Source organism: Lentzea sp. HUAS TT2 (assembly GCF_051853195.1).
Taxonomy (GTDB): domain Bacteria; phylum Actinomycetota; class Actinomycetes; order Mycobacteriales; family Pseudonocardiaceae; genus Lentzea.
Window position 1 is genome coordinate 5,858,022 of record NZ_CP196667.1, and the last position, 20,334, is coordinate 5,878,355.

General features: G+C 69.3%; 20 protein-coding genes and 1 pseudogene. 10 read left to right on the forward strand and 11 right to left on the reverse strand.

Features of this window, described 5'->3' with window-relative positions:
• Positions 1-7: 7 nt before the first annotated feature.
• Complete coding sequence (locus ACSHWB_RS28565; protein WP_439656373.1) at positions 8-1,357, reverse strand: glutamine synthetase family protein; 1,350 nt, start codon at positions 1,355-1,357, stop codon at positions 8-10.
• A gap of 362 nt (positions 1,358-1,719) precedes the next feature.
• Here ACSHWB_RS28565 and ACSHWB_RS28570 point away from each other — a divergent pair, with 362 nt between their 5' ends.
• Entirely contained in the window at positions 1,720-2,235 is a 516-nt protein-coding gene (locus ACSHWB_RS28570) for a MarR family winged helix-turn-helix transcriptional regulator (protein WP_237047954.1), read from the forward strand.
• Positions 2,236-2,329: 94 nt separating this feature from the next.
• Here ACSHWB_RS28570 and ACSHWB_RS28575 read toward each other — a convergent pair whose 3' ends face one another.
• Both ACSHWB_RS28575 and ACSHWB_RS28580 read right to left on the reverse strand, forming a co-directional pair.
• Positions 2,330-3,679 carry a pyridoxal phosphate-dependent decarboxylase family protein gene (locus tag ACSHWB_RS28575; protein WP_439656374.1) on the reverse strand — a complete coding sequence of 450 codons (1,350 nt, stop codon included), beginning with the start codon at positions 3,677-3,679 and terminating at the stop codon, positions 2,330-2,332.
• A gap of 49 nt (positions 3,680-3,728) precedes the next feature.
• The gene (locus ACSHWB_RS28580) at positions 3,729-5,825 is read right to left on the reverse strand and encodes a glycosyl hydrolase family 95 catalytic domain-containing protein (protein WP_439656375.1); all 2,097 of its coding nucleotides are present in this window, start codon (positions 5,823-5,825) and stop codon (positions 3,729-3,731) included.
• Positions 5,826-6,124: 299 nt separating this feature from the next.
• On the opposite strand from ACSHWB_RS28580, the gene ACSHWB_RS28585 reads away from it, so the two are divergent.
• The 4 genes and pseudogenes from ACSHWB_RS28585 (at position 6,125) to ACSHWB_RS28600 (ending at position 8,504) form a co-directional block, all read left to right on the forward strand.
• Complete coding sequence (locus ACSHWB_RS28585; protein ID WP_439656376.1) at positions 6,125-6,811, forward strand: energy-coupling factor ABC transporter permease; 687 nt, start codon at positions 6,125-6,127, stop codon at positions 6,809-6,811.
• On the forward strand, positions 6,808-7,089 hold the full coding sequence (locus ACSHWB_RS28590; RefSeq protein ID WP_319973283.1) for a PDGLE domain-containing protein: 282 nt from the start codon (positions 6,808-6,810) through the stop codon (positions 7,087-7,089). The genes ACSHWB_RS28585 and ACSHWB_RS28590 overlap by 4 nt, the downstream gene beginning before the upstream one ends.
• Positions 7,089-7,727 (forward strand): annotated as a pseudogene (gene cbiQ / locus ACSHWB_RS28595) (cobalt ECF transporter T component CbiQ); the annotation flags it as partial. The gene ACSHWB_RS28590 and the pseudogene cbiQ, both read left to right, overlap by 1 nt.
• Positions 7,716-8,504, forward strand: a complete 789-nt coding sequence (locus ACSHWB_RS28600) for an energy-coupling factor ABC transporter ATP-binding protein (RefSeq protein ID WP_439664682.1) — start codon at positions 7,716-7,718, stop codon at positions 8,502-8,504. The pseudogene cbiQ and the gene ACSHWB_RS28600, both read left to right, overlap by 12 nt.
• Here the strand turns inward: ACSHWB_RS28600 and ACSHWB_RS28605 are convergent.
• Complete coding sequence (locus tag ACSHWB_RS28605; protein WP_439656377.1) at positions 8,483-8,998, reverse strand: TetR/AcrR family transcriptional regulator; 516 nt, start codon at positions 8,996-8,998, stop codon at positions 8,483-8,485. The genes ACSHWB_RS28600 and ACSHWB_RS28605 overlap by 22 nt on opposite strands.
• Positions 8,999-9,075: 77 nt before the next feature.
• On the opposite strand from ACSHWB_RS28605, the gene ACSHWB_RS28610 reads away from it, so the two are divergent.
• A complete protein-coding gene (locus tag ACSHWB_RS28610) occupies positions 9,076-9,492 on the forward strand; it encodes a nuclear transport factor 2 family protein (protein ID WP_439656378.1) in 417 nt (138 codons plus the stop codon).
• Positions 9,489-10,394, forward strand: a complete 906-nt coding sequence (locus tag ACSHWB_RS28615; protein ID WP_439656379.1) for a phosphotransferase — start codon at positions 9,489-9,491, stop codon at positions 10,392-10,394. The genes ACSHWB_RS28610 and ACSHWB_RS28615 overlap by 4 nt, the downstream gene beginning before the upstream one ends.
• Here the strand turns inward: ACSHWB_RS28615 and ACSHWB_RS28620 are convergent.
• Positions 10,391-11,119: an RDD family protein gene (locus ACSHWB_RS28620; RefSeq protein ID WP_439656380.1), complete on the reverse strand. Its 729-nt coding sequence runs from the start codon at positions 11,117-11,119 to the stop codon at positions 10,391-10,393. The genes ACSHWB_RS28615 and ACSHWB_RS28620 overlap by 4 nt on opposite strands.
• A 19-nt stretch (positions 11,120-11,138) precedes the next feature.
• Here ACSHWB_RS28620 and ACSHWB_RS28625 point away from each other — a divergent pair, with 19 nt between their 5' ends.
• Complete coding sequence (locus ACSHWB_RS28625) at positions 11,139-12,146, forward strand: stage II sporulation protein M (RefSeq protein ID WP_439656381.1); 1,008 nt, start codon at positions 11,139-11,141, stop codon at positions 12,144-12,146.
• On the opposite strand, the gene ACSHWB_RS28630 is transcribed toward ACSHWB_RS28625, so the two are convergent.
• From ACSHWB_RS28630 to ACSHWB_RS28655, 6 genes are all read right to left on the reverse strand, one after another.
• Positions 12,143-13,432: a DUF58 domain-containing protein gene (locus ACSHWB_RS28630; protein ID WP_439656382.1), complete on the reverse strand. Its 1,290-nt coding sequence runs from the start codon at positions 13,430-13,432 to the stop codon at positions 12,143-12,145. The genes ACSHWB_RS28625 and ACSHWB_RS28630 overlap by 4 nt on opposite strands.
• Before the next feature lies 1 nt (position 13,433).
• Positions 13,434-14,396 (reverse strand): AAA family ATPase, encoded by a 963-nt coding sequence (locus tag ACSHWB_RS28635; RefSeq protein ID WP_439656383.1) that lies wholly within the window; start codon positions 14,394-14,396, stop codon positions 13,434-13,436.
• Positions 14,393-15,424 (reverse strand): DUF4350 domain-containing protein, encoded by a 1,032-nt coding sequence (locus tag ACSHWB_RS28640; protein ID WP_439656384.1) that lies wholly within the window; start codon positions 15,422-15,424, stop codon positions 14,393-14,395. The genes ACSHWB_RS28635 and ACSHWB_RS28640 overlap by 4 nt, the downstream gene beginning before the upstream one ends.
• Complete coding sequence (locus ACSHWB_RS28645) at positions 15,421-16,020, reverse strand: DUF4129 domain-containing protein (protein ID WP_439656385.1); 600 nt, start codon at positions 16,018-16,020, stop codon at positions 15,421-15,423. The genes ACSHWB_RS28640 and ACSHWB_RS28645 overlap by 4 nt, the downstream gene beginning before the upstream one ends.
• Positions 16,007-17,005, reverse strand: coding sequence for a hypothetical protein (locus ACSHWB_RS28650; RefSeq protein WP_439656386.1), 999 nt, complete (start codon positions 17,003-17,005; stop codon positions 16,007-16,009). The genes ACSHWB_RS28645 and ACSHWB_RS28650 overlap by 14 nt, the downstream gene beginning before the upstream one ends.
• A gap of 70 nt (positions 17,006-17,075) precedes the next feature.
• Positions 17,076-17,654 (reverse strand): uridine kinase family protein, encoded by a 579-nt coding sequence (locus ACSHWB_RS28655; protein WP_439656387.1) that lies wholly within the window; start codon positions 17,652-17,654, stop codon positions 17,076-17,078.
• 61 nt (positions 17,655-17,715) lie between these two features.
• Here ACSHWB_RS28655 and ACSHWB_RS28660 point away from each other — a divergent pair, with 61 nt between their 5' ends.
• Entirely contained in the window at positions 17,716-18,924 is a 1,209-nt protein-coding gene (locus tag ACSHWB_RS28660) for an RNA-guided endonuclease InsQ/TnpB family protein (protein ID WP_439656388.1), read from the forward strand.
• Between the two features lie 54 nt (positions 18,925-18,978).
• Positions 18,979-20,328: a replication-associated recombination protein A gene (locus tag ACSHWB_RS28665; RefSeq protein WP_439656389.1), complete on the forward strand. Its 1,350-nt coding sequence runs from the start codon at positions 18,979-18,981 to the stop codon at positions 20,326-20,328.
• Positions 20,329-20,334: the final 6 nt, after the last annotated feature.

The following is a 20,334-nucleotide window of genomic DNA, read 5'->3' on the forward strand; positions in this document are numbered from 1 at the left end:
AGGTGAACTATAGGTGGTACGCGTATTCGGTGAACTCCCAGTCGGTCACGAACCGCTGGAAGCGGGCCACCTCCTCCCACTTGAAGTCCACATAGGACCGCACGAAGTCCTTGCCCAGCACGTCGACCATCGCCGTGTCCTCCTCCAGGTAGGCGAGGGCGTCCGGCAGCGTCGCGGGCAGGGTCGGGGCCTTGGACGGGTCGTAGCCGTACCCGGCGGACGGGCGCGGCGGCTCGATCTGGTCGCGGATGCCGAGGTACGTGGCCGCGATGAGGCCCGCGATGCCGAGGTACGGGTTGGCGCTCGCGTCACCGAGCCGCAGTTCGAGCCGCGTGGTGTCGCCGCGCTCGGCCGGCACCCGCAGCATCGCGCTGCGGTTGTCGAGGCCCCAGTCGATCAGCCACGGCGCGAGCGAGTCCGGCCCGAACCGCTTGTAGGAGTTGACCGTCGGGTTGAGCAGCGCGGCCAGCGCGGGGGCGTGCTTGAGGATCCCGCCGATGGCCCAGCGCGCCTCGTCGGACAGGCCGCTGGTGGTGCCGGGCGCCTGGAACGCGTTGCGGCCGTCCTTCTCGTGGCACGACAGGTGCAGGTGGAAGCCGCTGCCGCCGCCGTCGTTGAACGGCTTGGCCATGAAGGTGGCCATCCGGCCCTCGCGCCGGGCGAGTTCCTTGACGCTCGTCTTGAAGCGGAACGCGCGGTCGGCCGCGTCCATGGCGGGCGAATGGACGAGGTTGATCTCGAACTGCCCGCCGGCGTACTCGTGGTTGCCGCCGGTCGTTTGGAGGCCCGCCGAACTGAGCGTGCGAAGAGTTCTCAACAGATGACCGTCTGAATCGCCCCGGCGGCCGGTCGCGTAGACGTTGCCCGGCTCATCGCAGTAAGGGCGCCACCCGTTCGGGCGATCTTCGTCCGGTTCGCAGAGAAAATATTCCAACTCGGGGCCGACCACCGGCTGCAGCCCGGTGGTCTCGAATATTTCCAGCGCCCTGCGCAGAACCTGCCGGGGCGATTCGTCCACCGGTCTTTCGTCGGCCGGGCTCACCGCGTCGCCGATGCACCACGCCACGCCCGGCTCCCACGGTATGGGCAGCAGCGTGTCGAGGTCGGGGACCACGATCACGTCGGGCAGCCCGGCGTCGAGCACACCCCCGTTCTCGGTGGTCTTGCCGCCGGGAGTGGTGCTGTACACGGCTCGGCAGAACGACAGTCCGCGCTGAGTAACCGCAGGTAGATGCTCTACCAGGACGTCACGGCCCCGGTCGGTACCGAGCAGGTCTGGGAAGACGACGCGCACCACGTCGATCCCGTCCTCGCCTAGTCTTGCCGCGAGTTCCCGTGTCACCTGTTCACCGACCACGTCGAACTACCTTTCCGGCACAGTGTGTCGCTGGCGCGGAGGGGATAACGTTGAGGGGCAAACGCTATCGACCCGTCCGTGGAGCAAAGACCGCCATTGGTCCCCGTCGGGTGCTCCACACTCATCGTCCACCACGGGGCAACAGTCCGTAACTGGACGGGTGACGACCGTCACGAGATCATGCACGATGTGGGATCGTGATCAAAGTGGTTGCGGACCGACTCGCACCACATCACAGACATAGTTCGGATCCGCAAGTATTGTGCCGGGAACACCTGAGCTCGAGCACGGGAGACTTTGAGTTGTCTGGTCACCACACGATTGCCGAGACCGAGAAAGCCGTTCAGGCCAAGCTCGGTGCGGTGCCGCTGCATCGCGAGCAGATGGCGGCGGTGTCGAACATCCACCGCGCCGCGACCGCGATTCGCCAGCACCTCGAGAACTCGGTGCTGCGCACCAGCGATCTGACCTGGACCGGCTTCGTCGTGCTCTGGGTCGTGTGGATCTGGGGCGAGATGGAGACGCGCTACGTCGCCGAGGAGGCCGGTATCTCCAAGGGGACCCTGACGGGCGTCGCCAAGACGCTGCAGTCCAGGGGCCTGCTGGAGCGCATGGGCCACCCCACCGACGGGCGCCTCGCGGTCCTGCGGCTCACCCCTGAGGGTGAAGAGCTGATGGCCGACCTCTTCCCCAAGTTCAACGAGGAGGAGGTCTTCGTCAGCGACCCGCTGGAGTCGTCGGAGGCCCAGTCGCTGGCCGAGATGCTGCGCCGCATGGTGACGCATCTGGAGGCCAACGGTGAGCAGCGCCGCCTCGACCTGCGCGGAGACACGCCGCTGCCGCCGCGCCGGTCCGGCCGGCGCGCGAAGCACGGCTGATCCGACGCCTGTGGGCGACTCACCGGGGGTGAGTCGCCCAATTTGGCGTTGTTTCGAGGTCTGACCGGTCAGAGGGCAAGCCCCTGACCAGCGCTCAGAGCAGGCTCAGCACCCGCGCGTGCAGCGTGTCGAGGTAGTCCTCCGACTCCGGCTTCATCAGCACGCTGCGCAGCACCCGCGCACCGTCCGCGTCGGCCCCCACCTCGGGGTGCCGGGCGGCGAACGCGGTCTTCGAGGCCCGTGCCACGCTCAGGAAGATCGGGTCGACGGCCGCGTTCATGCCTGTCTCCATCACCCGGTGGGAGGCGGCGTCCACCGCCGAGAGGGTCAGCGGGTCGGTACGCGGGAAGTACGTGACGATGTCCAGCTCAGGCTCCTGGTAGAGCTCCAGGGCCTCGGACTCGCGGATGATCGACGCCCACCGCACGGCCGCCCGCCGTCCGGCCGCCAGCACCTCGCCCAGGCCGTCCCTGGTCAGCGGCAGCAGCCGCAGCGTCAGCCAGAGACCGGCCGCCGCGGCGCCCGCGCGGGAGCACTCCAGGCTGATCTCGCCCAGGTGCATCTCGTCGGACGTGAAGTAGGTGTAGGGGGAGTCGTGCAGGTAGAAGCGGCCCACGGACGGGTCGCGGAACAGCACCGCGCCGCAGCCGTAGGGCTGTAGGCCGTGCTTGTGCGGGTCCACCACCACGGAGTCGCACGAGCCGATGGCCTCCCACGGCTCCGGCGCGAGGTCGGTGCCCGCGAGCAGGGTGAAGAAGCCGCCGTACGCCCCGTCGACGTGCACCCGTGCGTCGTAACGCCGTGCGACATCCAGGACAAGATGTACCTGTTCGATGGCACCCAAAGCGGTAGTTCCTGGAGTGACTACGACCGTTCCGACCTCGCCGGTCTTCAAGAGGTCCTCGAGCGAGTCCAGATCCATGCGCCCTAGGCCGTCCACGGCGACAGGGAAACCCTCGATGCCGAGCACTCCGCACATGCGCGAATGGGTGTAGTGCGCTTCGGAGGAGTACGCGACGCCACGGTCCGGATGCAGCGAACGGGCCACGAAGAGCGCTTCGAGGTTCGCGATCGTGCCGCTGGAGGTCAGGTGGCCGAGGTGCCGCTCGCCGTAGCCGAACATCCTCGCCAGGTCCGAGACGACCTCGCGTTCCATGGCGGCGGTCGCGGGGCCGCCGTCGAGCGCGTGGTTGTTCGGGTTGATCAGCATCGCGGACAGGTAGCCCACGACGGCCGCCGGATGCGGTGGCTTGAGCATCTGGCCGGCGTAGCGCGGGTGGAAGAACGGGTAGTTGTCGCGCAGGCGGTCCTGCAGCTCCGCGAGCGCCGAGCCGAACAGCGCCGGGTCGACCTGCAGCGACGAGTGGGGTGTGAAGGTGCCGTAGTCGGCCGTCCACTTCTCGTGGTTGGCCAACGCCTCGTTGAGCCAGTGTTGAAGATCCACCGCACACCCCACTCGTCCACACGCACATCCGAATGTTCGAATTTGGACGTTACGGCAGACCCCAGCGCGAAGACGAGCCGTTCGCCGCCACGTCACGTGGTGAGACGTCGGGCCGTGTGCCGCGACGGGAGATCACGGCGCTCTGACCTCGGCGAAGCGGGATCTCGATGGCCGCGCCGCGAGTCTTGTACTCGAGGCGCCGTCCCCCCGTGTCGCGGACGTCGATGTCGCCCGCGATCCCGTGCTCCAGAAGCAAAGGAGCGCCGGCCTCCGAATGGACCTTGATCCAGTCCGTCCGTCCGGAGGAACGCGAAGCGTCCACAAGGAACGCTCCTTGCGTGCGCAACGACGAGATGGACGCATCGGCCCAAGTGGACGAAACCGACGGGAAGACGCGCACGACGTCGTTGTGCGACTGGACCATCATCTCCAGCACCGCCTGGCCGGACATCAGCGGCGACTCGATCGCGAGGTTGCCTCCCTCGCGGTAGAAGGTGTTCTCGGTCAGCACGGCGTTCGAGCCGACCTGTTTGCGGTCGAGGAAGTAGCGCAGGAACCGCAGCGCCTCCTCCGGCCGGCTCATCGCGGACGCCATCGCGGAGGCGGCGCCGTAGCTGTAGCCGGCCCAGGCCTGCTGCCGCGAGACCCAGTGGTCGAAGGTCTTGTTGATGAGGTCGCGGTGCTCCGGCTGGTCGAAGGTCAGTTCGCGCAACGGGTAGAACCAGAGCATGTGCGAGAAGTGGCGGTGCGAGTCGTTGAGCGACACGTCCTTGCCGATCAAAGCACCGTTCGGGCCCAGGTGGTACGGCACGAGCCGGGTGGCGATGTCCCGCCAGTGCGCGTTCTCCTCGATGGACAGCAGCGTGCGCACGCCCCAGCGGATCAGCGAGAGGTCGTACGTCGTGTCCGTGGCGTTCGCGTACTCCGGTGAGCGCGTCTCCGGCAGGTGCAGCTTCCCGTCCGCGCCCTCGACGAGGAACCGGGCGTAGTAGTTGACCGCCTTCGTCAGGATCGGGAAGAGGACGTCCTTGAGGATCTTCTTGTCCATCGTGTGCCGGTAGCCCAGCCAGACGTTGTGGCAGGCCCACAGAAGATTGCCCGTATGGTCGTTCGGCGCGACGCCCGGAACGCCGCAGTAGCGCGGCCCCGACCGCAGTGTGCGGTCGCCGGGGTGGCAGATCGCGTACGAGTTGCCGTCGCGGTAAGCCGGGTTCACGTTGAGCTCGAGGTTGTGCTCGAACCGCTTCAACGTGGTCGTGACCGCGTCGAGCTCGTGGTGGTTCGAGCCGTTGATCAGCGGATACGAGATCTGGACGTTGAGGTTCCACCACACGGCCGTCCAGCTGTTGCCCTGCTCGGGGAACCACGGGCCCCACTCGGAGATGACGGGCGCGTCGTTCCTCGTCGCCGCGGCCATCTTGTAGAGCTGCAGCCAGTAGAAGCGCTGCACGAGCTTGTCCGGCACGGACACCAGCGACTTCGCGAAGTAGGCGTTCCACCAGCGGCGATGCTGCAGCGTCAGCACCTCCGACGGGATCGCGAGCGCCTGGCGCACCTCACGGATCGCGTCGGACGTGTGCGTGTCCGCAGGGTGTGTGTACGCCACGTGGGCGGCGAACCGGCCGTTGCGGGTCTGCCAGGCCGTTGTGTAGCCACCGCCCGCGAGCAGCGGTTGCGCCGCGTAGGAGACGCCGTTGGCCGTGCCCAGGGTCGGCGCGGGGTTGGCCGTGTAGTCCGCCGGCCTGCGGATCTGGCGGGTCGTCGAGGACTCCAGCGGCTGGAAACCCCAGGTCACGTCACCCTTCACGGATGCGAGGAAGGTGCTGCGCGAGTTGTGCACGAGCATCGTGAACGTGGCCGAGCCCTGGGTCGTCGTGACCGATCCGGTGAGCTCGGCGTTCCACAGGTCGAGCGTCCAGTCGACGGTGGTGATCGCTCCGGCGAACTGCAGGGTCAGGTAGCCGATGGGCAGCCGGGACAGGCCGACCGCGGCCTCCCAGTGTTCGCGCTGGTCCTGGACCTCCGAGTGGCTGAGCATGAGCTTCAGCTCGTTCGCGGTGCGTCCCGCGTAGACCTGGACGCCCAGGAACCCGTTGGCGAGGAAGGGACTGTCGCCCCAGTTCTGCGGCAGCCTCCTCCATTCCATGCGAGCGTCCCGGACCACGTCCCGGTGGACGTTGTGACCCGATGTTTCGGGCGTTGCGACCGCGGTGCCCACCCCGTGCGCGGAGGCCCCCACGGCCGCGCCCGTCCCGTACAAAAAGGTTCTACGCGACAGCTCTGTCACTGTTCGTCCCTCCGTGCCGTGGCGGCGGCGGAACGGATCTAACCGCAGAAGTCATCCGATGACTAGCGAGCCTGTGACGATCAACGCCGTTCTTGCCTGCAAATCGTTGTTGCACAGTTCTAGCCATAGCCGAGGTCGGGCAATTAGCGTGGCTGAACATGTCACCTGTTGCCATGCACATGAGCGACGGTCTGCTGAACGCGCCGGTGTCGGTCGCCTTCCTCGTCGTCGCGGCGGTGGGCGTCGGGTTCGCTTTGGTCAAGGCCCGTGCGGACCTCGACGACCGCACGGCGCCGATGGCGGGCCTGGTGGCCACGTTCATCTTCGCCGTCCAGATGATCAACTTCCCGATCCTGCCCGGCGCCTCCGGCCACCTGCTCGGCGGCGCCCTCGCGGCGATCCTCGTCGGCCCGTGGGTCGGCGCGCTGTGCGTCACGATCGTGCTGGTGGTGCAGGCGCTGCTGTTCGCGGACGGCGGGTTGACCGCCCTGGGCGCGAACGTCACCAACATGGCGCTGATCGGCACCGCGACCGGGTTCCTGGTCGCCGTCGCCCTGCGCAAGCTCGCCGAACGCGGCAAGGGCGGCCTGTTCGCCGTCGCGTTCATTTCGGCGTTCGTCAACACGGTGGTCGCTGCGACCGGCTTCGTCGTCGAGTACGCGATCGGTGGTGCGGGCGGCGTCGAGATCGGCAAGGTCGCGCTGCTGATGTGGGGCCTGCACGCGTTGATCGGCATCGGCGAGGGCCTGATCACCGCCGTCACGGTCACCTCGGTCGCGTCGATCCGGCCTGACCTCGTCTACCTGCTCAAGGGCAGCCGCAAGCCGCTGGAGGTCCGGTCGTGAAGAAGTTCGCCATCGGCTTTGTGTTCGTGTCGCTGCTGATCGCCGGGGTGCTGTCGTACTTCGCGTCCGGCGACCCGGACGGCCTGGACAAGACCGTCGAGGACACCGGGATCGCCGAACACGCCCAGGAGCACCCGTTCTCCGGCAGCACGTTCGCCGACTACGCGCTCGGCGGTGACGACAAGTTCACCGGCCTCGCGGGTGTGCTCGGCGTGGTCGTCGTGCTGGGCCTGTCGTTCGGCCTGTTCTGGGTGCTGCGCAAGAAGTCCGACGCCTGATGGCCGGTAGCCACGACGTCCTGCACCACGCCGGCGACTCGCCGGTGCACCGCCTCGCGCCCCACGTGAAGATCCTCGTGGCTTTCGGGGCGGTGCTGGGCGTCGTGGCCACGCCTCGCACGTTGTTCCCGCTGTTCGGCCTGTACCTGCTGATGATCGTCGCGGTGTGGTTCTCCGCGCGGGTGCCCGTGCTGTGGTTCGTGAAGCGCGCGGTGATCGAGGTGCCGTTCGTGGTGCTCGCGTTCCTGCTGCCGATCTTCGGCACGGACCCGCGCACCGGCTTCCTCGGCCTCTCCGTGTCGGTCGAGGGCTCGCTGGCGGGCTGGAACATCCTCGCCAAGGGCACTCTGGGTGTGCTGATCAGCCTGACCCTGGCGGCCACCACAGCGCCGGGGGAGTTGCTGCGCGGCCTGCAGACACTGCGGGTGCCGGCACCGTTGATCATGATCGCGACCTTGATGCTGCGGTACGGCGAAGTCGTCGTGGGGGAAGCGAAACGCATGCGCGTCGCCCGCATCTCGCGTGGTGACGACCCGCGGTTCCTGTGGCAGGCGGGCGCGATGGCCCGGTCGGTCGGCACGTTGTTCATCCGGTCCTACGAACGCGGAGAGAGGGTGCACCTCGCGATGGTGTCGCGCGGCTGGACGGGCAGTCCTGGAGGCTCGGCGACGATCGTCCCCGAGACCGTGGCGGCGCCCGCGCTGGAGGTCTCGAAGCTCGCCTTCGCCTACCCGGACGGGCATCAGGCGTTGTTCGGCATCGACCTGCGCGTCGAGCGGGGCGAACGCGTCGCGGTGCTCGGCCCGAACGGCGCCGGCAAGACCACCTTCGCGTTGCACCTCAACGGGGTCCTCGGCGGCGGCTCGGGCACGGTCTCGATCGCCGGCCTGGAGGTGCGCAAGCAGAACCTGCGCGAGATCCGCCGCCGCGTGGGCCTCGTCTTCCAGGACCCCGACGACCAGCTCTTCAGCCCGACCGTCGGCGAGGACGTCGCGTTCGGCCCGCGCAACTTCGGCATGTCCGATGTGGACGCCCGCGTGCAGAAGGCGTTGAGCGCCGTGGGAATGGAGTCGGTGGCCGACCGCTCGCCGCTGCACCTGTCCGGCGGGCAACGGCGCCGCGTCGCGCTGGCCACCGTGCTGGCCTGCTCACCGGAGATCCTGGTGCTCGACGAACCGTCCGCGAACCTCGAACCGGTGGCCCGCCGCGAGCTCGCCGAACTGCTGCTCTCGCTGGCCCCCACCATGCTCATGGTCACGCACGACCTGCCGTTCGCGCTGCAGATCTGCCCCCGCAGCGTGCTGATCGACGACGGCGTGGTCGTGGCGGACGGCCCGACCCGCGAGATCCTCGCTGATTCCTCGCTCTTGGCGCGCCACCGCCTCGAACTGCCCTACGGCTTCCGGCTCGACTGAAGGCCTTTCAGCACGATCTCCAGCAGCACGGCGGGATTCGCCCCTTCGTGCATGCTCTGCAGCATCCCCTTCATGAGCACCACGAGGTCCGTCGCCGTGACGTCACTGCGGACCGTCCCCGCCTCCTGGGCGTTCTGCAACAGCCCGCCCAGCGCCTTGTGCAGGCTCTTGCGCAGTTCGGGTGACACGGTGATCGCGTCGGACATGTCCCGCTTCACCGCCGCCTCGTCCGCCATCTTGGTGAGGAACGCGAACAGCGCCTCCTGAGGGTCGTCCGCCGGCTCCGCGGCCGACGCGATCATGGCCGACACCCGCGTCTCCGTGACGGCCTGGAACAACGCCTGCTTGGTCGGGAAGTGGCGGTAGACCGTGCCAGGCCCCACACCCGCCTTCGCGGCGATCTCGTCCAGCGGCACCTCGAAGCCCTGGGTGGCGAACAACTCCCGTGCCGCGTCCAGCACCTTCTCGCGGTTCCGCGCCGCGTCGGCCCTCATCGTTGCCAACCGGGGCGCGCGTTCCGTATCGTCTTAACCGGGGTCACCGTTCCGATTCTACTTTTGGGGATGAAGCCATGACGCGCACACCCGAACAGATCGTCGACCACGTCCGCAGGATGGTGGCGGGGGAGGAGACACACGGCCAGTTCGCCGACCTCTTCGCCGAGGACGGGGTCATGGCCTACCGCTTCCCGACGCACTTCCAACCGGCGGAGATCAAGGGCCGAGAGGAGATCCGCGCGTACTTCACCCAGGTCCGAGGCGCCTCCGTGCGGGACCGGATCGAGATCCAGACCGTCGAGGCCCAGTGCTGGCGCACCAACGACCCAGACGTCGCGGTCGCCGAGATCACCCACCGCGGCTGGTCGAAGGTGAAGCAGGACTACTACACGTTCACGGCCGTCGCGATCCTGCACTTGCGCGACGGCGAGATCGTCCGCTACGACGACTACATGAACCCGTTGCTGCTGACCGAGTTGCTCGGCGTATGACCTTCGACCTGGCCGCCTGGTGCCTCGCGGAGCTGGGGAGCTTGCCGGCCGAGGTCGGGTATGAGCGGGTGTCTCTCTCTTCGGTCTTCGGTGTGTTGCTGGCCGATGGCCGCGAGGTCTACGTGAAGGTCCGCGAGGACGACGGCCGTGCCTCGTCTTGCCTGGCGGCGCAGGGTTTTATGGCGGAGCGGGGGTTTCCGTGCCCCCGCCCGCTCACGCCGGTCACGTTCGTCGGTGGGATGGCCGTGCACGCCGAGGAGTCGTTGGCCGGTGGGGTCATGCTGCTCGGCTCGTCGCCTGATGTCGCCCGGCGCTATGCCGTTGTGTTCGCTTCTTTGATGGCCTTGCTGGCTGATGTGTCCGTGCCGCCGCCGTTGCCTTCGCCGCGGTGGGCTCGGTGGGATCATGCGGATCCTGGGGTGTGGCCTTCGATCGACCTCCTCGATGCGCTTGATCAAAGCGTGGTGCCGTCGGAGTTCGTGGAGGCGGCTTCTTGGCTTCGAGCGCGGCTGTTGGCCACTGATCTGCCGTGTGTGCTCGGGCATGCGGACTTCGAGGCGCAGAACCTTCGGTGGCGGGGTGGGGAGGTGCTGGCCGTGCACGACTGGGACAGCCTGGCCTGGCAGCCCGAGGCGGCTTTGGTGGGGGCGGCTTCAGGGGCGTTCGCCAATGCCTCGCCGCCTGGGTGGGTGCCTTTGGAGAGTTCCCTGGCGTTCATCGAGACTTATCAGCAGGTTCGGGGGCGGGCGTTCTCCGTGGAGGAGATGGAGGTCGCCTGGGCCGGGAGCATGTGGACCGCTGTGCACAACGCGCGGTGGGAGGTGCTGCACGGGGATCCGACGCCGGCTGGTGATGCTGTGCGGGAGCAGGGGGCCGAGCGTCTTCGATTGGCCGGCGCCTAGGACGCGCGACGCCGGCGCTCCGCCAGCACCGCCGACAGGTACGGATGCGGATGCGTGTACTCCAGCCGAGGTGACCGCACCGCCACCCCCACGTCGTTCGACAGCCGCGACCCCAGGTCCCACCGGGCCTGCTCGTTCAGCTCGTGATACCGGCTCAGGTACTGCCGGGCCGCCAGCACCAGCTCCTCCGGCAGCTGCGACAGGTCGAGCCCCGCCGCCCACTCCGCGAGCTGCGGCGGCATGGTGGCGAGCTCCACCTCCTGCTTCGGCACGCGCACGTGGATCACGACGGTGCCGGCCAGGTAGTCGCCGACCCGTTTGCCCTGCGGCGAGAAGAGCGACACGAACAGCGCGATCGCTCCTGCCAGGCCGAGGACCCAGAAGTCCACGACGAACCCGCCGAGCGCGCGCACCAGGGCGTGCCGGAACCGGATCGCGCCGCCGTCGTCGCGCACCACCCGCAGGCCCATCGCGAGCTTGCCGAGTGAACGGCCCCGCGTCGCGGTCTCCACCGCGGTCGGGAGGCCGATCATCACGGCGATGAGCAGCGTCAGGCCCACCGCCGTCGCCAGTGCGCTGTCGAGGTCCACCGGGGCGAGCAGGAAGACGAGCAGGAGCAGGCCGAACTGCACGGCCACGTCGATCGCGAACGCGACCGCCCTGCTCGCGAGCTGTGCGACGCGCAGGTCCAGAACTACGGCTTCACCGGTGACGAGGTCCCCCACGCGGATAGTGTGACTCATCGTGGATCTGGACGTGTTCATCGATCGCCACCGCGAGTCGTGGCAGCGGCTCGAGAAGCTGGTCAAGCGGTCCGGCAGGCTCAGTGGGCCGGAGGCCGACGAGCTGATCGAGCTGTACCAGCTCGTGACGACGCACCTGTCGATCGTGCGCAGCCAGACCCCGGACCCGGCCACGGTTGAACGGCTCTCGGCGCTGGTCGCGCAGGCGCGGTCGGTGCTGACGGGCATCCACATCCCTGCCTGGCGGGTGTTCACTCGCTTCTTCACTCATCGGCTGCCCGCAGCGATCTACCTCGGCTGGCGGTGGTGGGTGCCGGCCGGCATCGCGTTCTACCTGGTCACCGGCCTCGTCGCGGCGTGGATCGCCTCCAACCCGGACGTGCAGGCGTCCATCGCGGCGCCGGACGAGCTGCGGGAGATGACCAAGGTCGGCGGTGGTTACGAGTCCTACTACTCCAGTGATCCGGCCGGGTCGTTCGCGGCGAAGGTGTGGACGAACAACGCCTGGATCTCCGCCGCCTGCCTGTTGCTGGGCGTGCTGTTCGCGATTCCGCCGATCTACCTGCTCTTCACCAACGCGCTGAACCTCGCCGTCGGCATCGGACTGATGTTCGGCGCCGGCCGCGGTGGGCTGTTCCTCGGGCTGTTGGCGCCGCACGGGTTGTTGGAGCTCACGGCTGTCTTTGTGGCGGCGGGGATCGGCATGCGGCTCGGGTGGCAGGTGATCGACCCCGGCAAACGCACCCGTGCCCAGGCCCTCGCCGCGGAGGGGCGGTCGGTCGTGGCCGTGGCGCTCGGGCTGGTCGTGGTGCTGCTGGTGTCCGGTGTGCTGGAAGGCTTTGTGACGCCGTCCGGGCTGCCGACGTGGGCGCGTGTCGGCATCGGGGTGGTGGCCGAGGTGCTGTTCCTGTTGTACGTCTTCGTGATCGGGCGACGGGCCGCGCAGCAGGGGGAGACCGGCGACGTGGACGCGAGCGAACGTGAGGACGTCGCGCCGATCGCCGTTTAGAGCTTGCCCGCGGCCTTCAGCGAGAGATAGCGGTCCGCGAGAGCGCGTGGCAGGTCGTCGGGCAGTGCGTCCACTACGTCGACTCCGTGCCGTGCGAGCAAAGCGGTGAGACGGCGGCGTTCTGCCAGAGTGCGTTCCGCGGCAGCAGCCGTGTAGACGGCCTCCAAGTCGCCACGTCCTGCGGCCATCGCGTGCACGGCCGGGTCGGACACCGAGGCGATCAGCAGGTGGTGGCGCGACGCCAAGGTCGGGAGCAGCGGCAGCAGGCCGTGCTCGATCGACGGCTCGAGCGACGTCAGCAGCACGACCAGCGAACGGCGGCCGGAGCGGCGGAGCACCTCGGCCACGGCGGCGCGGGCGTCGAACTCGACCAGTTCGGCCTCCAGCGGTGCCATGGCCTGTACCAGGACGGGCAGCGTGGCACGGGGGACCGAGGCACGCACCTTGCGGCTGAACGCCAGGAAGTCGACCTGGTCGCGGGCCTGCGATGCCAAGGCGGACAACAACAACGCGGCGTCCATCGCCGTGTCGAGCCGGGGCAGGCCGCCCAGCGCGCCGTCCACGCGGCTCGCGGAGGTGCGGGCCGTGTCGAGCACGATCGTCACCTGACGGTCGCGTTCCGGGCGCCAGGTGCGCACCACCACGTCCGACGAACGCGCCGATGCGCGCCAGTCGATCGAGCGCACGTCGTCACCGATGACGTACGCGCGCAACGAGTCGAACTCCGTGCCGGCGCCACGGATCAACGAGGCGCGGCGGCCGTCCAGTTCGCGCAGGCGTTCCAGCAGGGGCGGCAGGTGACGGCGGCTGTGGAACGGCGGCAGCGCGCGCACCGTCCACGGCACGACGTGTGAGCCCTGCCGTGCCGCGATGCCCAACGGGCCGTGGGAACGCACGGTCACACGGTCCGAGACACGATCGCCACGACGCACGGGCCGTAGCTCGAAAGTCAGCACACGCGAGCCACCAGCGGGCACGTCCACCGGAACGCGGTCGGAGACCACACCGGCAGAAGGCTCCCATGCGTCACGAAGAACGCCACGGAGCCGACGGCCGGGGTTGTGCACGGTGAGCTGAACAGAGCACAACTCGCCCGTGCGCACCGAGGTCGACCCCGCGCGCGAGAACGTCAACGGCCGGACGCTCGCCGCCAGCAACAGGTCGGCCGCCACGCACAGTACGAGAACAGCAAACACGACGAGAATCCCCTGCCAGGACGGCAGTAGAAGACCGACGACGAGAACCCCGATGAGCGCGAGCAGGCCCGCGCGGCCCGTGAGCGCCACGTCAGCGTGGCACCTGAACAGCGCCGAGCACGCCGTCCAGCACGCCGTCCGCCGTCACGCCCTCCAGCTCGGCCTCCGGGCGCAGCTCCAGCCGGTGCCGCAACGCGGGGCGGGCCAACGACTTCACGTCGTCCGGCGTCACGTAGTCACGGCCCGAGAGCCACGCCCACGCCCGTGCGGCCGCGAGCAGAGCCGTTGCGCCACGAGGAGAAACGCCCAGACGCACCGCCGGAGACTGACGCGTCGCACGGCACACGTCCACGACGTACGCGATCACCTCAGGAGCCACGGTCAACGCGCGCACGGCCGCCGTTCCAGCGTCCAGGTGCGCGGCGCTCGCGACCGGCGACAACGACGAGAGATCGCGCGGGTCGAAGCCGGACGCGTGCCGCGTCAGCACGTCGATCTCGTGCTCCCGCGCCGGAATCGGCATCGTCACCTTCAGCAGGAACCGGTCCAGCTGCGCCTCGGGCAACGGGTAGGTGCCCTCGTACTCCACCGGGTTCTGCGTCGCCACGACGATGAACGGCGCCGGCAGCGGCCGGGTCTTGCCGTCGGCGGAGACCTGCCGTTCCTCCATCGCCTCCAGCAGCGCGGCCTGCGTCTTCGGCGGCGTCCGGTTGATCTCGTCGGCGAGCAGCAGGTTCGTGAACACCGGGCCCTCGCGGAACGAGAACGCCGCGTTGTGCGAGTCGTAGACCAGCGAGCCCGTCAGGTCGCCGGGCATCAGGTCCGGCGTGAACTGCACGCGCGTCGTCGTCAGGTCCAACGCGCGCGCGAGGGCACGCACGAGCAACGTCTTCGCGACGCCCGGTACACCCTCCAGCAGCACGTGTCCCTTGCACAGCAACGCGATGATCAGCGACGTCACGGCGGCGTCGTTGCCCACCACGGCCTTGCCGATCTCCGCGCGCAGCGCCACCAGCGCCGTGCGGGCTTCCTCGGTGGTGACCACAGCCGTCATCCCTTGCGCACCTCGTTCTCCAGAGCGTCCAGATCAGAGGCCAGCGCGACCAGCCCCCGGTCGTCCACCGACCCCTCGTCGTACAGCAGCGCCCGCACCGAAGCGACGGGACGCGAGGTCCTGCGGGCGATCTCCTCGGACGGATCATCGCCCGGTGGCACTCCCAGCAGCGGTGCCAGCCGGTCACGGGTCGCCTGCCGCAGCACCGAGGCGGCGTGCGCGGCGGCGTGCGAGCGGCGGTACAGCCGGGCCCTGCCCTCCACGGTCTCCGCGGCGCGCACCACGACCGGAAGCCGTTCGGGCACCACGCGACCGAGCCTGCGGGCCCGCCACACGGCGATCAGCACGGCGGCGACGCCGAGCTGCAGCGCGGCGAACTTCCAGCCGTCCGGGACCAGATCGGTCAGCGACTTCTGCTGCGACCGGTCCGCCGCCGACGGCTCGTACCAGACCAGCCGTTCGTGCTGGCCCAGCAACGACAACGCGAGCGCCGCGTTGCCCTCCTCGTCGAGGTCGCGGTTGGTGAAGATCCCGCCGTAGCCGATCATCGTGACGGTGCCGGTGCGCACCAGGGTCGAGTCGTAGCACCGCTGTTCGCCCTCGTAGACGAACCCGCCCGTGGTCGCCGCACCCGCCTCGGCCGCCAGCGCGCAGCCCGGCTGCCGGGTCTCGGGCTCCAGCCGGCCCACCCCGGTGGCGGGCGCGAGGAGCACGGTCGCGGCGGCCCTGCGGCTCAGGTCCTCGAGCCGTTGCGGGTCGATCAGGTTCGGCTGCGTCACGAACAGCGTCGCACCCTCCACGGAGGACGCGTCGTCGGTGAGCTCGACGCGCACACCGTTCTGCTCCAGCAGTGCGGCGACCGCGTGGCTGCCCTCCGGCCGGAACGAGCGCGGGTCGAGCGAGCCGCCCTCGCCACCGCCGCGCAGCAACGTGATCACGACCGCGGCGAAGAGGATGATCACGCCGATCAGCAGGGGACCGCGCGCGGCCGTCCAGATCCGGCCGGCGTCGGGGGAGACCGCCGTCATTCGCGCACCTTGCCGTCCACGGCGACCACCAGCTCGTACCCCTCCACCGTCGCGGGCCTGCCGCCGTACCAGACGTCGTCGAACTGGACCGCCGCGCCGCGCAGGTCGCCGGCGAGCACCGGAAGTGCCGTGCCAGCCTCGAACGCGACCTCGTCCACGGTGCGGCCCGCGCGTGCGTCGAGCACGCCGCGCTGCTCCAGTTCCCGCACCACCGCGCGGAAGCGTTCACGCACGGCCTCGGCCAGGTCACCGGCCGCCGCGGCCTTCTCGGCGGCGGCACGGTGCTCGGCGGCGGTCATGACGGTCGAGCCGAACACCTTGTCGCCCGAGCGCAGCGCGCGGCTCGTGCGTCCGACGCGGAGCCTGATGATGATCACGACGAGCACGAGCACGGCCACGACGACCGTGAACGCGGTGAGGCCACTCATGCCGCCCGCCTCGGCGAAGAGCTCGCCGAGGCGGTCGAGGACCCATTCGATGGCGCGTTGCAGCGGGTTGGGGTCGTCGGAGACGTACGCCGGGTCGCTGAGCTCCCGGACGGCCGCCTCCCTGGCCTCGTCGCGGCCGAGATCTACCGGTACGTCAGAGACCGCCATGCCCTGCGGCCCGCTGAAGTTCGATGTCCATGCCCTCGGAGCGCATCCGGCGGTCGACGTAGAGCAGCACCGTCACCGCGGCGCTGAAGGGCAGCGTGATCGTCGAGGCGATGATCGCGCCGATGGTCGACAGGACCAGCGAGCCCACGCTCAGCGCCGCCGACGGCTCGGCGGAGAAGCCGGTCGTCGCCGCGCCCAGCAGGCCGAACGGGATGCTGATGATCCAGCTGATCACCCAGCCGATGACGATGGTGAGCAGCAGGATGCCGAACGTCCGCCACCAGGCGCCGTCCACGAGCTTCTTCGAGCGGCCGAACGCGGTGGTGACGCCACAGCGCTCCAGCACGAGCGCGGGCGTGACCAGGGCGAACAGCACCCACAGCCAGACGCCGGGCACGATGCAGAGGATCAGGCCGACGGTGATCACGAGAACGGACAGCAGCGTCGCGCCGAGCAGCGGGAGCAGCCGCGGCTTGAACTCCTCCCACGCCTGCGTGAACGTGACCGGCTTGCCCAGCACGGCGTGGCCCACGATGACGGTGATGAAGCCCGACAGGAACACGGTGCCGATCAGCACCAGCATGACGCTGAGCAGCGTGCCGGTGAAGAAGCCGGTGAGGGCGCTGGTCAGCTGGTCGATCGCCTGGTCCTGCGTCACCGAGTTCGGGTCGAGCGTCACGATGGCGTTGAGGTCGTCGAGGAACGGCAGCTGCACCAGCAGGCCGAGGATCTGCGTGACCGCGGCGACGACGGCGGCCGCGCCGATGATCAGCTTCGGGTAGCGGCGCATCGTCGTGATGGCGCCGTCGATGATCTCGCCGCCGGTCAGCGGGCGCAGCGGGATCACGCCGGGCTTGATCGTCGGCTGGGGGCCGGGCGGCGGCGGTGCGTTGTAGCCGTACTGCTGGCCCTGCGGCGGCTGGCCCGGCTGCTGAGGCTGGTTCTGGGGCTGGTCCGGTGAGGACCAGCCGGGCGTTTCGGACATCTCGGCTACCCCCGGTCGTGGTGTGAGCGGCATCCTGCCAGATCAGGGCCACCGCCACCCGGCAACCCGATCACGAAACGAGCTCGGTCCGCGCCTTGGCCGGTGTCGTGCGCCGCATGCCCGCGCTGACGCACCGCCTGACCACCTGAGGCTGTTCGCGCATCAGCCGCAACCCGCGCCTGACCAGCGTCGGCACCGGCTTGCGGGCCTCGGCGACGTCGCGGGCGAACCGGCGCACGAACGTGACGGGCGGACTCGGCGCCAGCACGATCGCGTCCCGCAGCACCCCTGCGTCCTTCGCGCCCTGGACCAGCAGGTCCGCGAACAGGCCCTCCGCGATGAACGCGGGCGCGTCGCCGAGCTCGATCGTCTGGGTGCCGACCGCGCGGTCCTCGCTGATGGAGTAGACCGGCGCGTCGGTCCTGCCCGTGTTCGAGAGCTCGACGATCGCCTGGAGGGCCTTGTCCGCGTTCCACGAGCCGACGTCGTCCCAGTCGGCCCTGCCGTGCTCGTCGCGGGGGAGCAGCGGGTCGTCGCCGTCGCGGTAGAAGTCGTCGAGGCGAAGGACCGGCCAGCCGAGGTGGGCGGCGAGTGTCGACTTGCCGGAGCCGGAGGGTCCGGCGAGCAGCACGGCACGAGGGATGGGCACGGAACGCGATCCTCGCACATGACCCGTTTGGTGCTCACTTCCACGCGCTACGGTGATCGGCGTGCTGGCCAGGTACCGCTATCGGATCGAACCCACCGTGGTTCAACGCGGGATGCTCGCACGCACGTTCGGGAGTGCGCGGGTGGTGTTCAACGATGCCATCCGCTGCCGTGAGGATGCTCGCGCGGCCGGCGAGAGGATCTTGCCGACCGAGGTGCAGCGGCGCGTGATCACAGCCGCGAAGGCGACCGAGCAGAGGGCGTGGTTGTCCGAAGTGGCTTCGGTGGCGCTGGTGCAGTCTGTGCAGGACGCGCATCGCGCCTACCGCAACTTCTTCGACTCGTTGTCAGGGAAACACCGTGGTCGCAGGGTGGGAAAGCCCAGGTTCAAGTCCCGCAAGGACAACCGGCAGTCGTTCAGGCTCACCCGCAACGGGTTCTGCCTGCGTCCCGGTGGGCGGCTGTACCTGGCGAAGATCGGTGACGTGGCGGTGCGCTGGTCCCGTGACCTGCCCTGTGAACCGTCGTCGGTCACGATCATCCGGGAACCGGATGGCCACTACTACGCGTCGTTCGTGGTGAAGATCGAGCCGACCCCGTTGCCGTCGATCGAGCAGGAGTCGGGCATCGATCTCGGCATCACCCGACTGGCCACGATCGCCTGCACCGGTGGAAGCCGGCGTGACATCCTCAACCCGAGACACCTGGCCCGCGCCCAGCGCAGGCTTGCCCACGCTCAGCGTGCTCTAGCGCGCAAGTCCAAGGGCAGCTGCAACCGCGCGAAGGCGCGACGCCTGGTCGCCGTCCATCATGGAAAGGTCGCTCGAGCACGCCGGGATTTCCACCACAAGCAGGCCTTGGGCCTGGTCCGCGACAACCAAGCGGTCTACGTGGAGGACATCAACATCACCGGCATGGTGCGCAACCGCAGGCTGGCAGGCGCGATACATGATGCCGGATGGGGTCAGTTCATCCAGTTGCTCAAGCAGAAGGCCGATCGCCATGGCCGTACCGTGCACGCGGTTTCGCGGTGGTTGCCCAGTTCCAAGATGTGCTCGAAGTGCGGGCACCACATGGAAACCATGCCGCTCAACATCCGGCAATGGACGTGCCCCAGTTGCGCGACCACCCACGACCGGGATCACAACGCTGCTCGAAACATCCTCGCCGCAGGGCGTGCGGAGAGGTCAAACGCCTGCGGAGCCCAGGTAAGACCGCTCTTCGGAGTGGCACAGGGCGTTGAAACAGGAAGCATCCCGGCCATGGCGTAGCCGTGCGGGAATCCCGTCCGTCAGGACAGGAGCACGTCAACTAGGCTCGAACGCATGAGCGAAGGTCTGTTCGACGAGGGCCTCTTCGGCGCGACCGACGAGGAGAAGGCCGAGCGCATCGCGGCCAACGCCCCGCTGGCCGTGCGGATGCGTCCGGCCACGCTGGACGAGGTCGTCGGTCAGGACCACCTGCTCGGCCCCGGTGCCCCGCTGCGCCGCCTGGTCGAGGGCGCCACGCCGGCGTCCGTGATGCTCTACGGCCCTCCCGGCACCGGCAAGACGACCCTCGCGACGCTGGTCTCGAAGGCGACCGGACGCCGGTTCGTCGCCTTGAGCGCGCTGTCGGCCGGGGTCAAGGAGGTGCGGTCGGTCATCGACGAGGCCCGGCGCCGCCTGGTGCGGTCCGGCGAGTCGACCGTGCTGTTCATCGACGAGGTGCACCGGTTCTCCAAGACGCAGCAGGACGCCCTGCTCGGCGCGGTCGAGGACCGGATCGTGCTGCTCGTCGCGGCCACCACGGAGAACCCGTTCTTCTCGGTCGTGTCGCCCCTGCTGTCGCGGTCGCTCGTGCTGCAGCTCAGGTCGTTGAGCGACGACGGCGTGCGCTCGGTCATCCAGCGCGCGGTGTCCGACGAGCGCGGCCTGGGTGGTTCCGTGGTGCTGGAGCCCGAGGCGGAGGACCACCTGATCCGGCTGGCCGGTGGCGACGCGCGCCGGTCGCTGACGGCTTTGGAGGCCGCGGCCGACTCCGCGCTGGCGTCGAACGAGGGCGTGATCACGCTGGCGCTGCTGGAGTCCACTGTGGACAAGGCGGCGGTGCGCTACGACCGCGACGGCGACCAGCACTACGACGTGACGTCGGCGTTCATCAAGTCGATCCGCGGCTCGGACGTCGACGCGGCCCTGCACTACCTCGCGCGGATGATCGAGGCGGGCGAGGACCCGCGGTTCATCGCGCGGCGGCTGGTGATCCACGCCAGCGAGGACGTCGGCATGGCCGACCCGACGGCGTTGCAGACGTGCGTGGCTGCGGCCCAGGCCGTGCAGCTCATCGGCCTGCCCGAGTGCACCCTGAACCTGGCGCAGGCCACGATCCACCTCGCCACCGCGCCGAAGTCGAACGCCGTCACCACCGCGATCTACTCCGCCATCGAGGACGTCCGCAAGGGCGCCATCGGTTCCGTGCCGGCACATCTGCGCGACGGGCACTACGCGGGCGCGGCGAAGCTGGGCAACGCGCAGGGCTACCGGTACCCGCACGACGTGCCGGAGGGCGTGCTCACGCAGCAGTACGCGCCGGACGACCTGGTGGGGCGCGACTACTACGAGCCGACCGGCCGCGGTAACGAACGCGCTGTGGCGGAACGGTTGCCGCGGCTGCGCCGGGTGATCCGGGGCGAGTGAAAACGC

Excerpts from the sequence above, each read along its gene's own strand:
- ACSHWB_RS28580 (WP_439656375.1), bottom strand. The coding sequence starts at position 5,825 with ATGGAATGGAGGAGGCTGCCGCAGAACTGGGGCGACAGTCCCTTCCTC.
- ACSHWB_RS28585 (WP_439656376.1), top strand. The coding sequence starts at position 6,125 with ATGTCACCTGTTGCCATGCACATGAGCGACGGTCTGCTGAACGCGCCG.
- ACSHWB_RS28600 (WP_439664682.1), top strand. The coding sequence starts at position 7,716 with ATGGTGTCGCGCGGCTGGACGGGCAGTCCTGGAGGCTCGGCGACGATC.
- ACSHWB_RS28605 (WP_439656377.1), bottom strand. The coding sequence starts at position 8,998 with ATGAGGGCCGACGCGGCGCGGAACCGCGAGAAGGTGCTGGACGCGGCA.
- ACSHWB_RS28610 (WP_439656378.1), top strand. The coding sequence starts at position 9,076 with ATGACGCGCACACCCGAACAGATCGTCGACCACGTCCGCAGGATGGTG.
- ACSHWB_RS28615 (WP_439656379.1), top strand. The coding sequence starts at position 9,489 with ATGACCTTCGACCTGGCCGCCTGGTGCCTCGCGGAGCTGGGGAGCTTG.
- ACSHWB_RS28635 (WP_439656383.1), bottom strand. The coding sequence starts at position 14,396 with ATGACGGCTGTGGTCACCACCGAGGAAGCCCGCACGGCGCTGGTGGCG.
- ACSHWB_RS28640 (WP_439656384.1), bottom strand. The coding sequence starts at position 15,424 with ATGACGGCGGTCTCCCCCGACGCCGGCCGGATCTGGACGGCCGCGCGC.
- ACSHWB_RS28645 (WP_439656385.1), bottom strand. The coding sequence starts at position 16,020 with ATGGCGGTCTCTGACGTACCGGTAGATCTCGGCCGCGACGAGGCCAGG.
- ACSHWB_RS28650 (WP_439656386.1), bottom strand. The coding sequence starts at position 17,005 with ATGTCCGAAACGCCCGGCTGGTCCTCACCGGACCAGCCCCAGAACCAG.
- ACSHWB_RS28665 (WP_439656389.1), top strand. The coding sequence starts at position 18,979 with ATGAGCGAAGGTCTGTTCGACGAGGGCCTCTTCGGCGCGACCGACGAG.